This is a genomic window from Lishizhenia sp. (assembly GCF_057456495.1).
The window spans coordinates 1-12,963 of sequence record NZ_JBVCPV010000072.1 but is presented as its reverse complement, the minus strand read 5'-3'; the positions used below and the strand labels follow the sequence as shown (position 1 = coordinate 12,963).

At 37.1% G+C, this 12,963-nt stretch carries 10 protein-coding genes and 1 pseudogene; 5 read left to right on the top strand and 6 right to left on the bottom strand.

Annotated features, from left to right (window positions below; genetic code table 11):
- The 3 genes from AC22ZQ_RS06940 to AC22ZQ_RS06930 form a co-directional block, all read left to right on the top strand.
- Positions 1 to 2,160, top strand: a 2,160-nt coding sequence (locus AC22ZQ_RS06940) for a M14 family metallopeptidase (protein WP_318958057.1), incomplete at its 5' end; no start/stop codon positions are given.
- 2 nt (positions 2,161 to 2,162) lie between these two features.
- Entirely contained in the window at positions 2,163 to 2,786 is a 624-nt protein-coding gene (locus AC22ZQ_RS06935; RefSeq protein ID WP_318958056.1) for a hypothetical protein, read from the top strand.
- 83 nt (positions 2,787 to 2,869) lie between these two features.
- On the top strand, positions 2,870 to 4,966 hold the full coding sequence (locus AC22ZQ_RS06930) for an alpha-ketoacid dehydrogenase subunit alpha/beta (RefSeq protein ID WP_318958055.1): 2,097 nt from the start codon (positions 2,870 to 2,872) through the stop codon (positions 4,964 to 4,966).
- A 179-nt stretch (positions 4,967 to 5,145) separates the two neighbouring features.
- On the opposite strand, the gene AC22ZQ_RS06925 is transcribed toward AC22ZQ_RS06930, so the two are convergent.
- Positions 5,146 to 5,943 carry a hypothetical protein gene (locus AC22ZQ_RS06925; RefSeq protein WP_318958054.1) on the bottom strand — a complete coding sequence of 266 codons (798 nt, stop codon included), beginning with the start codon at positions 5,941 to 5,943 and terminating at the stop codon, positions 5,146 to 5,148.
- A 313-nt stretch (positions 5,944 to 6,256) separates the two neighbouring features.
- Positions 6,257 to 6,715 carry a hypothetical protein gene (locus tag AC22ZQ_RS06920; RefSeq protein ID WP_318958053.1) on the bottom strand — a complete coding sequence of 153 codons (459 nt, stop codon included), beginning with the start codon at positions 6,713 to 6,715 and terminating at the stop codon, positions 6,257 to 6,259.
- Between the two features lie 157 nt (positions 6,716 to 6,872).
- Here AC22ZQ_RS06920 and AC22ZQ_RS06915 point away from each other — a divergent pair, with 157 nt between their 5' ends.
- Both AC22ZQ_RS06915 and AC22ZQ_RS06910 read left to right on the top strand, forming a co-directional pair.
- Positions 6,873 to 7,799, top strand: a complete 927-nt coding sequence (locus AC22ZQ_RS06915) for an LpxD N-terminal domain-containing protein (protein ID WP_318958052.1) — start codon at positions 6,873 to 6,875, stop codon at positions 7,797 to 7,799.
- Positions 7,796 to 9,031, top strand: a complete 1,236-nt coding sequence (locus AC22ZQ_RS06910) for a GAF domain-containing SpoIIE family protein phosphatase (RefSeq protein ID WP_318958051.1) — start codon at positions 7,796 to 7,798, stop codon at positions 9,029 to 9,031. Before AC22ZQ_RS06915 ends, AC22ZQ_RS06910 begins: the two co-directional genes overlap by 4 nt.
- Here AC22ZQ_RS06910 and AC22ZQ_RS06905 read toward each other — a convergent pair.
- From AC22ZQ_RS06905 to AC22ZQ_RS06890, 4 genes and pseudogenes are all read right to left on the bottom strand, one after another.
- Positions 9,028 to 9,489, bottom strand: coding sequence for a hypothetical protein (locus AC22ZQ_RS06905; protein WP_318958050.1), 462 nt, complete (start codon positions 9,487 to 9,489; stop codon positions 9,028 to 9,030). The genes AC22ZQ_RS06910 and AC22ZQ_RS06905 overlap by 4 nt on opposite strands.
- A 1-nt stretch (position 9,490) precedes the next feature.
- Positions 9,491 to 10,222, bottom strand: a complete 732-nt coding sequence (gene lptB, locus AC22ZQ_RS06900; protein ID WP_318958049.1) for an LPS export ABC transporter ATP-binding protein — start codon at positions 10,220 to 10,222, stop codon at positions 9,491 to 9,493.
- Positions 10,223 to 10,268: 46 nt separating this feature from the next.
- Positions 10,269 to 12,725 carry a DUF5686 and carboxypeptidase-like regulatory domain-containing protein gene (locus AC22ZQ_RS06895; protein ID WP_318958048.1) on the bottom strand — a complete coding sequence of 819 codons (2,457 nt, stop codon included), beginning with the start codon at positions 12,723 to 12,725 and terminating at the stop codon, positions 10,269 to 10,271.
- An 88-nt stretch (positions 12,726 to 12,813) separates the two neighbouring features.
- Positions 12,814 to 12,963, bottom strand: a pseudogene (locus AC22ZQ_RS06890) (twin-arginine translocase subunit TatC); the annotation flags it as partial.

Below are 12,963 nucleotides of genomic sequence, written 5' to 3'. Positions count from 1 at the left end.
GAGTATCCCACAGAGCAAATAGAGGCTGTTGTTAATGCTGGTTTTCAAGTGGAGGTGCTTATAGAAGATGTTAGTGCTTTTTATGTTCAAAATAGTACGGCACCTTTAGCAAAGAATACTTCATGTGGCCAAAACGCTTTAGATACGATCACAAATCCCTCTAATTTTCATCAGGGGAGTTATGCGGGCTATCTTACCTACAATGAGTTTTTAGCTGAGCTTGATGAGATGTATGCGGCCTATCCTAATTTAATTACACAAAAAGCGGGAGTTGCTGCTAGTCCAGTAAATACAACATTAGAAGGAAGACCACTCTATATGGTTAAAATATCCGATAACCCAACTGTAGACGAAGCTGAACCAGAAGTCTTGTATACTTCAATACACCATGCAAGAGAGCCAGGTTCTCTTATCCAAAACATTTACTACATGTGGTATTTATTGGAGAATTATGGGACAAATCCAGAAATCACTTATTTGATCGATAATACAGAGCTCTATTTTATTCCTATGATAAATCCAGACGGTTATATCTACAATGAAACCACGAATCCAAATGGAGGTGGAATGCATAGAAAGAATAGAAGAAATGTTGGGACTTTCAACAAAGGAGTGGATTTAAACAGAAACTATAACTACCAATGGGGAACCACAGGGGTGGATTTGACAAATACAAATTCTGATGTGTATCCAGGAACAGGACCTTTTTCTGAGAATGAGACCCAAATCATGAAATGGTTCATTGAAAATCATTCTATAGAATTCGCCTTTAACGCACATACACATGGTGATTTGCTTTTATTTCCTATAGGTTCAACAGTTTCTGAGTTAGCGGTAGATCACGATTATTTTCAAAATTACAGTAGTCACATGGCTGAATTTAACGGTTATCAAGCGATGAAAAGTTCTGGACTCTATCCCGCCTCGGGAGATTCTGATGACTACATGTATAAAGATCATGGTGTTTTTGCGATGACCCCCGAAGTGAGTAACGGTTTTTGGGCGCCAGCGAGTCAAATTGAAGGTTTTTGTAAAGAAATGTTGCACCCGAATTTAACCATGGGATTATTGACGCATAAATATGCAACGATAGAAGATCAAAGCCCACTTTTTATAACGGCATCAGCGGGTAGTTTCGATTATGAAATGCGTCGTTTAGGGCTTGACAATGGAGCTATAGACGTGAGTGTACATGCAATACAAGGGATTCAAAGTGTTGGAAACGGAAATTCCCATGATATAGCCATCAATACGACAGCACAGGGTAGTGTTAGCTATCAGTTAGCATCCAATCTTCAATTGGGTGATGCCATTGTTTATGAGTATCATTTAGATTTTGGAGGATATGTAAAAAAAGTGCGTATTCAAAAGGTCTACGGAAGTGTGAATGTTGTTTTCCAAGACGCGGTTTCATCAAGTTCAAATACGAATTGGTTAGGCCTTTGGAGTCCATCGCAAACAGAGTTTTATTCTGCAGATTATTCCATGACAGACTCTCCGAATGGAAATTACCAAGATGATATCATCAATGAATTGGTATTGAATGATACGATTGACCTTACAGGTGCTGATCTTGCAAATATTTCGTTTTATGCCAAATGGGATATCGAAAAATCTTATGATTTTGTTCAATTTCAGGTGAGTACTGACTACGGAGCGTCTTGGCAAGCACAGTGTGGTTTGTATACTGTTCCAGGTTCTGATAATGGATCTATTCAACCTGTAGGTATGCCACTTTATGATGGTGTTCAAAGTGAATGGGTACAAGAATTTATTGACTTGTCGGATTATTTTGGGGAGAAAATCATGGTTAGATTTTTATTACAATCAGATACATATACAACAGGAGATGGTTTCTATTTTGATGATTTTAAAGTAAGTGTAAATTCAACCAATAGTTTAAGTAATCAAGAAGTAGATTATTTGCAGCTTTATCCCAACCCGACATCCGATAATTTAACATTGTCATTGGGGACATTGTTGAATGATGCCACATTTGCCTTGTACAATTTAGAAGGGAAATTGTTGCAAACCATTCCCGTGAATGCGCAAGATTTACAGCAAAATTTAGATGTTAGTAAATTGGCGAAAGGGATGTATATGCTAAAGTTAATTCAGGCTGATAAAGTATTGGCGCAAGAGAAATTCGTAAAACAATAAAGATGAAAAGGCAAGCTCTACTGTGGCTTTTTACCCTGCTTACTTCGGTGAGTAGTGGACAGGCTTTGTTGGAGCAAAAAGGATGCTTTGCCTTAGAATCAAGTGTCTTTATTAACCAAAATAATAAAAAGGCACTGGGCAATAGTTTAGGGGTTAGTTTGACTTTAGATTTCGATAGGGTTAGAGTAGGCGGACTCATGAATTTTGTCATGGTGAAAAAGCCAGATCAAATATTACGGGGTGCTTTTGCTCCAGCCTTTGAGTATGCATTAGGGTACAGAGTCTTTCAATGGTCGGATAATGATCTCCACTTTGGGATGCGGGGTGGAATTAGAACAGGTGTGTTTAATTTCGAAAACTATAACAACACAGGTTATATATACACGGTACCTGAACTGCAAAGTACGAGTTATTTAGGGCCGGCATTAAGTATAACACGTTATTATCATCCTCGATTTATACGCTCTGGATTTTTACAATTTAATTTCGAAGTGAATTATATGTTTGCCCTCAATGCATACAATTCTGATGAGCGGGTTTTTGATTACAAAATCAACAAGAAACAAGCTTTGTTGGGGAATGCTTTACACATAAAACTTCAGATAGGTTGGGGAAAAGACATCTGAGTAAATTGAGATTCTATCTTTAAAAGGACTGCTTAGCTCGGCTGAAATTAGTATTTTAGCGACCTCAAAGAAGAATTATTCAAATGGCACAAACAAAGTCAACAAAAACTTCAAAGAAAAAGATAAAAACATCAAAGGAGAACATCGCAAAAGGGTTCGAATTGATGTGTACTGCTAAAACATTGGCAGAGAAATACGAAGCAAATAAAGAGGTTACATCTAAATACGTTCACGCTACATCTCGTGGTCACGAAGCTATTCAATTAGCAATGGGTATGCAGCTAAAACCTCAAGACTGGGTAGCTCCATACTATAGAGACGACAGTATTCTTTTAGGAATTGGTATCACTCCTTACGAATTAATGTTACACATTTTCGCAAAGAAAGATGAGCCATTTTCTGGAGGTAGAACATATTACTCGCATCCATCTTTAAACAGAGATGATATGCCAAAAATTCCTCACCAATCTTCTGCAACTGGAATGCAAGCTATTCCAATGACAGGAGTTGCGATGGGAGTTCAATACAAAGAGAAACAAGGTTTAGCGGAAGATTACAAGGGAGAAAATCCAGTTGTAGTTTGTTCTTTAGGAGATGCTTCTTGTACAGAGGGTGAAGTTTCTGAAGCTTTCCAAATGGCTGCATTAAAGCAGTTCCCTATCATTTACTTAGTACAAGATAATGAGTGGGATATTTCAGCAAATTCTAAAGAAACAAGAGCGCAAGATATTACGCATTATGCGAAAGGTTTTAAAGGGATAGAAGTAAGAACTATTGATGGTACAGACTTCGAAGAATGTTACCAAACTGTTGAGGAGGTAATTTCAATTATCCGTAAAGAAAGAAGACCTTTCATTATACACGCTAAAGTTCCATTATTAGGTCACCACACATCTGGTGTACGTAAAGAATGGTACAGAGATGATTTAGAAGAGTCTGCATTACGTGATCCATATCCAAAGATCAAAGAATTGGCGAGAGAAGCTGGTTTAAGCGAGGCAGATATCATCAATACTGAAGCGGATGTTAGAGCATTGGTAGATGAGGTGTATGAAAAAGCTGCTATGGCAGAAGATCCATCTCCAGAATCTGTTACAGATCATTACTTTGCTCCAACGCCAATCACAGAAGAAAAAGGAGAAAGAGAACCGAAAGGGAAAAAGAAAACTATCATGGTTGATAGTGCGTTGTTTGCCGTTAGAGAATTAATGGAGAAACACCCTGAGAGTTTGTTATACGGACAAGATGTTGGTGGTCGTTTAGGTGGTGTGTTTAGAGAAGCAGCTACTTTAGCGCAAACCTTTGGAGATGATAGAGTATTCAATACTCCTATCCAAGAGGCCTTCATTATTGGTTCTACAGTGGGTATGTCTGCAGTAGGTTTAAAACCTATCGTAGAGGTACAGTTCGCTGATTACATCTGGCCAGGTTTAAACCAGTTGTTTACAGAATTGTCTAGATCTTGCTACTTAAGTGGCGGAAAATGGCCAGTAAGTTCTATCATTAGAGTTCCTATTGGAGCTTATGGTTCTGGTGGACCTTACCACTCTTCAAGTGTAGAATCTGTATTGACAAACATACGTGGTATTAAAATCGCTTACCCATCTACTGGGGCAGATTTAAAAGGATTGATGAAAGCTGCTTTCTACGATCCAAACCCAGTAGTCTTGTTAGAGCACAAAGGTTTATACTGGTCTAAGATTCCTGGAACTGAAGGCGCAATGTCTATTGAACCAGATGAGGATTATGTAGTTCCTTTTGGAAAAGCACGTATCGTTACAGAAGCTACGGAAGAAGCGATTGCAAATGGTGAATCTTGTGCTGTGGTAACTTACGGTAGAGGTGTTTACTGGACATTAGAAGCGGCTAAACAATACGAAGGTAGAGTAGAGATCATTGACTTGAGAACCTTGAGTCCTTTAGATATGGATACAATTTACGCTGCAGCGAAACGTCACAACAAAATGATGTTAGTTACAGAAGAGTCTGTAGAAGCTAGTTTCACTTTAGGATTAGCAGGAAGAATCCAAAGAGAGTGTTTCGAACATTTGGATGCTCCAGTTGGACTTTGTGGATCTATAGATACACCAGCGATTCCATTGAACTCAACTTTAGAAGCGACTTTATTACCAAACGCGGAAAAAGTAGAAGTAGAATTAACAAAATTGTTGAAGTACTAAGCTTTAGCATATCAAATATTGAAAGGGCTATCTCAGATGAGGTGGCCCTTTTTTGATTTAAGGATTTGAAAATTCAACGATTCAAGAACTCAATGATTGGTTGCAATGAAGACGATTATTTTTTCTTCAACTAAAATGTATAAGGTTCTCGAGCGGCAGTCGAGAGACAAACCCTCAAACTATTTTACCCCCAAACTGCCTTCCGTGGTCCAATGAAAGTCGTCTTGTAGGTAAGGAGTGTGGCTAAAATCAATGACTTCGATTTCAAGGGTGTCTTGATTTTTTACCCAATAAATAGAAGTGCTATCAGAAAGGATGAGTTGAACAACATCTGTAGTTTTAAACCTTAATTTTGTGGGGGTTGCGTTCAAAACTTGAAAAGCATTACTCTCAAAAACTCCATCTTTTTCTTCTATGATAAAAGCGTCTGAATGGATGTGTATAAAGTAATTGTTCTCTCCAATCACTTCATAACTTTTGGCCCATTCTGGTCTGTCTTTCGTTGAACTTAAATGTTGGATGACTCCTTCTGAAATCAAAAAAAGGAGAAAAAATGAAATTACCCATTTGTTGAGTTGATGCGGCGAAGATTCCTTGTCTAAAACAATAATTTCAGTTCTTGGCAAAAGAAGATTTTGTAAGTTTTTATAGTAGGCTCCCCAAGCATAAATACTTTGTGCAAGTAAATAAAGGGAGAGAATTTTTACGTTTATATCAAAACTGAAATTGAGTAAAACAACGAAAAGAAGGGAGGTAGTACAGACTAAAAGTCCGAGTTTTCTGGTGTAGGTGTTTAATATAAAGAGTCCACCAATAATTTCCACACCTCCTGTTACGTAGTTAAAAAGTTCAGAACTTTGTAGAGTAGCCCAAAGTAACAAGTCTTTGGAGAAGTCTTTTAGTTCCTTATGCAGCAGATTTCCTTCTACAATGTTAAATTGTCCGCCAATGAGTTTATCCAATCCATATTTTACCATGAAAAAAGAGAGGATAAGTAGATTGATTTTGTAAAGAAAAGTGAGTGTTTTTTCAAGTTTGGACGTGTCTATTCTGAGCTTTGTCAAAAAGTAAAAGAGGATAATACTCAAAACGAAAATTAAAGCGAGGGATAAGTACTGGAGTGCGCCATCTGAGAGAAATTGGGAAGAGTAGTTCAATTGAAGTAGTTCCGCGACATACTTCAGAAATCTCGAGTAAATAGGGTAGAAAAGCCCCTCCCTTAAATTGAAAGTCCAATAAGGGAAGGGAAGCACTACAAAATAAAGAAGTAAGAAAAGGCCGGTGAAGATTTTAGACTTCATGCTGTTTTAACTTGATGAAGGGAAGAAATGCCAATAGAAAAAGACCATAGTACCAAGGAATGCTGCTTTTCTTGGGTTGTTGACTTCTTTGCTTTCTTTCGTTTTCATACTGATCGAAATTTACCATAACATGACCGCCTAACATTTTTTCATTGATTTCATCAGTACTAGCTTCATAATTTTTAATGAAGTCAATGTCACAAAGCGTATCTAAATAATTTGAATTGATTTTGTATTTCTTGTGTGCAATAATACAACCTCGTTGATAGTATTCTAAAGTGTCGTACATACTTACAGGTTCAAAATCACTGGGTATTCCAAAGTTGTGAAGCTTGGCGGAGCTACTTTCTTGGTAAGATAAATGATGTTTTTCTAGATTGATTTTTGCTGTTTGTGCATGCGTACTTACGAAAAGCAAAGTACTTAATGCGAGAAATATTGATTTCATAATTTTTGTGTTTTGCAACGGTACACTTCTGTTGTAAAAAGGTTCAATTGTAGATATTAACATGTTGAAGCGTAAAACCTTTTAGAATTGTTGATAAAGCGCGGTGAATAGGGCTTAACTTTATACTTGAAATTCCATTTTGGAGTAAACTCGGGTTATGAAATTAGAACGCAAATACAGCCTGCAAGAAATCGCAGCAATCATTGATTGTAAGTTTATAGGAGATCCCAACCATGTAGTTGAAGGATTGAATGAAATCCACAGAGTAGTGGAGGGAGATATTGTATTTGTTGACCACCCCAAGTATTACAAAAAAGCGGTAAACAGTGCCGCTACTACAATTTTAATTGATCAGGAAGTTGATTTTCCAGAAGGAAAAGCCTTGTTGATTTCAGATGCACCCTTCGATGATTTTAATCGTTTAACAAAGCATTTTAGACCTTTTCAAGCGCAATCAGGTGAGATTTCTTCAGGGAGTGATATTCACGAGAGTGTAATTCTTTACCCCAATGTTTTTGTAGGGAAGAATGTACAAATCGGAGCCGGATCCATTATCTATCCCGGTGCTGTTATCATGGATAATACACGCATAGATGAAAATGTAATCGTAGGTCCTAATTCTGTTGTGGGGCATTCTGCTTTTTATTACAAAAAGAAAGGTGAAGCATACGATAGGATGCATACCTGCGGTGGTGTTTGGTTACAGTCTAATGTAGAGTTAGGTGCCATGTGTACTATAGATGCAGGAGTTTCTTCTCTCACAATAATTGGTGAGGGATCTAAATTGGATAATCAAGTACATATTGGTCATGATACTGAAATAGGAAAACACTGCTTGTTCGCTGCAAATGTAGGAATAGCGGGTTGTGTGAATATAGAGGATAAGGTAACGATTTGGGGACAAGTTGGTTGTGCAAGCGATGTTACCATAGGTGAAGGAGCTGTGATAATGGCACAATCTGGAATCTCCAAAAGTTTGGAAGGTGGTAAATCGTATTTTGGTTCTCCTTGTCAAGAATTAAGAGTGGTATATAGAGAAATGGCAGCGGTAAGACGCTTACCTGAAATCATAGAGAATTTATGATAGAAGATGAGATATTCCATAGGTTAGAAGACGAGCTTTTATTGAAAGATATTAAGCTCAATTCGCTGTTGGAGATCACCAAGAGTATCAACGATAATTTATCGGTGGAAAGCTTGGTGAGTATCTACACTTTTATACTCAAAGAACAACTCGGTTTTCAACGCTTTGTGATGTTTAATAAAGACGAACAATGGAAGTGTTTGATCAAAGAAGGTTACAAAGGACGAGTGAAAGACGTGGATGTAGAAGAAGACCTTCTCCGTTTCAAAGAGATTACAGTAATCGAATCCAGTCACATTAAAGTGATCAATGATTTTGATTTTATCGTTCCTATTATTCAAGGAAACCATGCGTTGGCTTTTCTACTGATTTCGGGGGTAGAAGACCATGCCTTAAAACCAACTTCAACTTTAGCGAATTTGTCTTTTATACAGACTTTGACCAATATTATTGCGGTGGCGATAGAAAACAAGCGTTTGGCGAAAGAAGAATTAAAACAAGAACGTATACGCAAAGATTTAGAAGTGGCTAGAGAGATGCAACGTTTGTTATTTCCATCACATTTGCCATCAGATAAACGTATAGATCTTGCCGCTACCTATAAATCACGACATGAAGTAGGGGGAGATTATTATGATTTCATTCGTATTTCTGATGATGAATTCATTGTATGTATAGGAGATGTTTCTGGAAAGGGAATTGGAGCAGCTATGCTGATGGCAAGTTTCCAGGCGACATTAAGAACCCTAATTTCCTTGGGTAAATTAGATTTAAAATACCTCATTCATGCTTTAAATGAAAAGGTAATGCAAGGGGCTAAAGGGGAGAAATTTATCACCTTCTTTATCGGTCGTTACAATTCTATTACTCGTAAATTTACCTATATCAACGCGGGGCACAATCATCCTTTTATTACAAATGGTCGAACGTCTAAATCTTTAGATAAGGGATGTATAGGTCTTGGAATGTTGGATGAGATTCCTTTCTTAGAACAAGATGAAGTTGAGATAACCTCTAATTCTACGCTTGTATTATACACGGATGGAGTAGTTGAGTTAGAAAATGAAGAAGGAGAGTTTTTTGAAACGGAAAGGTTGAAAAAGTTGATACGTAATTATTATCCCTTGAACATGGAAGACTTGAATAATCTACTCTTTTCGAAGTTGGATGAATGGAGAGGTAAAAAGGATTATGTAGATGATACCGCGATCTTTAGTTGTCGAATTTTTTAGAACAAAAAGACTTCAATTTCATAAGAACTATCAACAGCTGGAATCAACACCCAATTCATAGTAGTTACGTAGAAATCACACCCTTCATCGCATTCGTTAATGGTAATGGAGTAATTGATAAAATTCCCCATATCGTCTTTCTGAACATCGCGCAAAAAAGTAGTTGAACATAAGGTGCTAGTACGTGTCCCAATAAGAGAGTAGGTGCCAAAATCAATAGCTTGAAAGGTGTCTCCACCGTCAAAACTTACGCTACAATTTCCGTAATCCTCATTCATGTCTTGTGAACGAATAATTACGCCTTCTCCGTCATCCAAAGGAGATTGAAGATTGCTTGATTTGATGAGTACATCCTCAACAATAAGTCCTGTATTTTCATTTTCTGGTAAATCACATGTTTTAGAACATGCACTAAGAAATAGAAGTAGAAGCGGGAAGTAGCGCAGTATTGTTTTCATCTTAAACCTTTTTTCTAAGTTCAAAGTTTTGACCAAGATACACTTTTCTAACCTTTTCATCTTCAGCTAATTCTTCAGCTGTTCCAGATTTTAAGATTTGCCCTTCGAATAACAAATAAGCTCTGTCTGTAATAGAAAGCGTCTCTTGAACGTTGTGATCGGTAATCAAGATACCAATATTTCTGTTCTTCAGATCAGCTACGATACTTTGAATATCTTCTACAGCAATTGGGTCAACTCCTGCAAATGGTTCGTCCAATAAAACGAATTTCGGGTCCGTTGCCAAGGCTCTAGCAATTTCTGTTCTTCGCTTTTCTCCACCAGAAAGTCGAGACCCTAAGTTTTTCCTAACGTGTCCGAGGCTGAATTCTTCAATCAATTGTTCCAATTTGGCATGACGTTCAGCTTTATTCAAAGCTGTCATTTCCAAAATAGCCATAATGTTGTCTTCAACACTTAGCTTTCTAAATACTGAAACTTCCTGCGGTAAATAACCGATACCTAATTGAGAACGCTTATACATAGGCATTTTGGTAATTTCATCTGCATCAAGAAATACTTTTCCTTCGTCAGGCTTAACCAAACCTACAATCATGTAAAATGAAGTTGTTTTTCCCGCACCGTTTGGGCCTAATAAACCAACAATTTCTCCTTGGTTTACCTCTATACTTACCCCTTTCACTACTTTTCTTCCTTTGTAGCTTTTCTTAATCTCCTGCGTTCTTAACTTCATCAGCTCTTTGTTGCGTATTGCTATCTCACAAATTTAATTTTCTCCTTTAAAAACTGAAAACAAATCGTGCTCTTATCGTAAAGGGTGACCTACCGTCGGTTAAATGAGTTAACCTCCAGATGGCATCTATTCTACCAAATTTCAAAATATTTTCTATTCCTATTCCCGTTTCAACGTAAGGTATGTTTCCAAACATTTTGGTATTGGGAGGAAGTATCATTTCTTTTATGTGCTGTTGAGAAATACTACCGTAAACTCCTCTAGCACTGGTAACCATACGCCATTTAAAACTTCTGATTAATGGAATTCTGTCTAAAATAAATCCATCCCAATGGTGCTCTAAGTGCATCCCTACATACTTATCAGAGATAAACTCAAAGAAGTCCATTTTATTGTAAGCTTCTGTTTGTAGCCATAGAGATTGACTCCCTTCGTGTACTTTAAGGAAAGGGTATGCGGCATTTCCTTCAATGATTCCCGCATAAATGTTGTAATTCAATTTACCGAATAGACCTATTTTAGGACTGTGTAGGATTTGACCTTCAAACTTTTGGTAGTTGTAATCAGCTCCTAGAATTCCTCTAACACCTACTACCGTCTGGAAAGATAGAATTGGCCATTTAGAACCTAAGGAAGTTCTATCAAAGGAACCCGATAAGAATTCCTCATTTTTACCATACCTCACTTTAATCGTGAATTCAGTAGTTTGAAGTCGGTTTATGGTTTCTATTCCACTGGGTGTATTTCGCTGGTATATTGCTTTTCCTAAAGGTGTAAACTCCTTCCATTCGGTTCCAAAAGTTAAAATAAGGTCCTTTTTAACATCCTTCTCTAATTTTATCCCCGTACGTTCAACGAAGGTTAGTTTGTCTAAAGGAGCGGTTCTTAATAGTGCTCCAAAGGTAGCTCCAACATCTGCAGCGCTCGGCGCTAAACCGATTTGCTCTATATCATAATTGTAGTAGAGAGAAAGTATTCCTCGTTTTTTAGGGGTGATGTTGTACCTAACTTTACCGCCGTATTTAAATCGTTGGTCTCTAAATCCATAGGCTAATTTCCCGCTGAACTCAATACGTTTACTGAAATTGTTAGAGGTTCTAAGTTGAAGTTGATTTCTAATTCCTTCAACAGGGTTGTAGCCAATTAAACTTTGGTAGTTACCGATTTCAATTTTTTTCCAAGGATAAAACCCCGTGGTAAGCATGTAGGTTGTATTCTTAACCGCATTAAAGAAACGAGTGTTGTTCAGAGAGTCTACCATTACTTGTATTCCTTCTTCTGTTTCACTCAAAGGTTCATGTCTGTTCTCCTTCCAAAAAGCTTCGGATTTTTCAGTGGCATCATCAGCAACTTCTACGTTATCATTGGATTTATAAAAGTCTAAATCATGTGGTTTGTTAATCACGAATTTCTTACGCGTAGTAAGTTTTCTTCCATAAAAACCAACAATTTGAGACTTCTTTGTAACGTTGAAATCAATCACTAATTTATCGCGGGTTAACATCCAAACTTCTTTTTCTACTTGATCGAACTCTTGCTCTATGTAGAAGTCTTTAATAAAATTGATGTTGGCTTTCTCGGCTACTGTGGCTTGCCATGATTTTACAGCATAGGTTGTGTCATGTACCCACATTTCTCCCACAAAACTCAGATCACCTCTAGTTTTGGGTCTAAAACTCAATTTATAACACCAATTTCCATCTATCGTGGCACTATCTTCTAAAATGAAGTAATAGAAACTTCGTGCGAATCCAGCTATTGGGCTAATAAATGATTTGTCGAAAATGGTAATGTAATTGTCGTAAACATTGATGTCTTGGTACATTTCACCTGTGAACTGACTCAATTCTAAATTGTCTACCCCCGTAACACGCGAGGCAATCATAACTTCTTTTTTACGGCTGGGATTCGTGCGGTAATAAAAGTTAGAGAAAGACTCAGACATAATCATAGGAAGTATTTTTCCTGAAGTATCACTGTCGAGGTAATCCGCCAAAACATCTAGTTTTTGAATTACTTTTCTTTGTTCAAAATCTTCCCCTAAGTTGTTTAAATCTAATTGTATTTTGTTGTAGGATTCAAACTCGTAAGCTTCTAATTTCTCTTTGTTGTTAATCTTTTTATTGCGTACAATTTTCTTGTGTAGGATAGTGGAAGGTGCTTCATCAGGAGGAAGGATTTGTACCTCTTCCATGTCCAGAATTACCGGTGATAAGGCGATATTGAAAGTCTGTTCTTCCTCCAAGTCTGTATCTACATAAAGCGTGTAGGTTTGATAGCCTGAAGCTCTGATGACTAAAGAATCGGAAACGTAATAACTTTCGAGAGAGAAGTTTCCATCGAAATCTGTGGTTGTACCAGTTTTAGTATCCTGGAAAAATACTTTTGCCAGTGGGATAGCCTCTTTCGTTTCTTCATCGAAAACCTTTCCTCTTACTTTGGTGGTTTGTGAAAAAGCAAAAAGGACTAAACAACAATTAATGAGGATAAGTAGCGCTTTCATTTACAGGGTTAAAGTTAATGCTTTCCCCAATAAATAGTATCCCTAGAGGCTTATAAATTAACTAAAAATTAATTTTGCTTATTATTCTTTACGCTTGATTGATTAATTGTTCTTTTTCAACTCTTTTAGAAAGGATAATACCTATTTCGTAAAGAATAAGTATTGGAATAGAAACAATGATTTGACTAATGAAATCTGGAGGAGTGATGATAGCACTTAAGACCAAAACTCCCACTAT

What these genes read in the sequence shown, in the direction of transcription:
- AC22ZQ_RS06910 (WP_318958051.1), top strand. Translation starts at nt 7,796, where the DNA reads ATGATAGAAGATGAGATATTCCATAGGTTAGAAGACGAGCTTTTATTG.
- AC22ZQ_RS06935 (WP_318958056.1), top strand. Translation starts at nt 2,163, where the DNA reads ATGAAAAGGCAAGCTCTACTGTGGCTTTTTACCCTGCTTACTTCGGTG.
- AC22ZQ_RS06915 (WP_318958052.1), top strand. Translation starts at nt 6,873, where the DNA reads ATGAAATTAGAACGCAAATACAGCCTGCAAGAAATCGCAGCAATCATT.
- AC22ZQ_RS06920 (WP_318958053.1), bottom strand. Translation starts at nt 6,715, where the DNA reads ATGAAATCAATATTTCTCGCATTAAGTACTTTGCTTTTCGTAAGTACG.
- AC22ZQ_RS06895 (WP_318958048.1), bottom strand. Translation starts at nt 12,725, where the DNA reads ATGAAAGCGCTACTTATCCTCATTAATTGTTGTTTAGTCCTTTTTGCT.
- lptB (WP_318958049.1), bottom strand. Translation starts at nt 10,222, where the DNA reads ATGAAGTTAAGAACGCAGGAGATTAAGAAAAGCTACAAAGGAAGAAAA.
- AC22ZQ_RS06930 (WP_318958055.1), top strand. Translation starts at nt 2,870, where the DNA reads ATGGCACAAACAAAGTCAACAAAAACTTCAAAGAAAAAGATAAAAACA.
- AC22ZQ_RS06925 (WP_318958054.1), bottom strand. Translation starts at nt 5,943, where the DNA reads ATGGTAAAATATGGATTGGATAAACTCATTGGCGGACAATTTAACATT.
- AC22ZQ_RS06905 (WP_318958050.1), bottom strand. Translation starts at nt 9,489, where the DNA reads ATGAAAACAATACTGCGCTACTTCCCGCTTCTACTTCTATTTCTTAGT.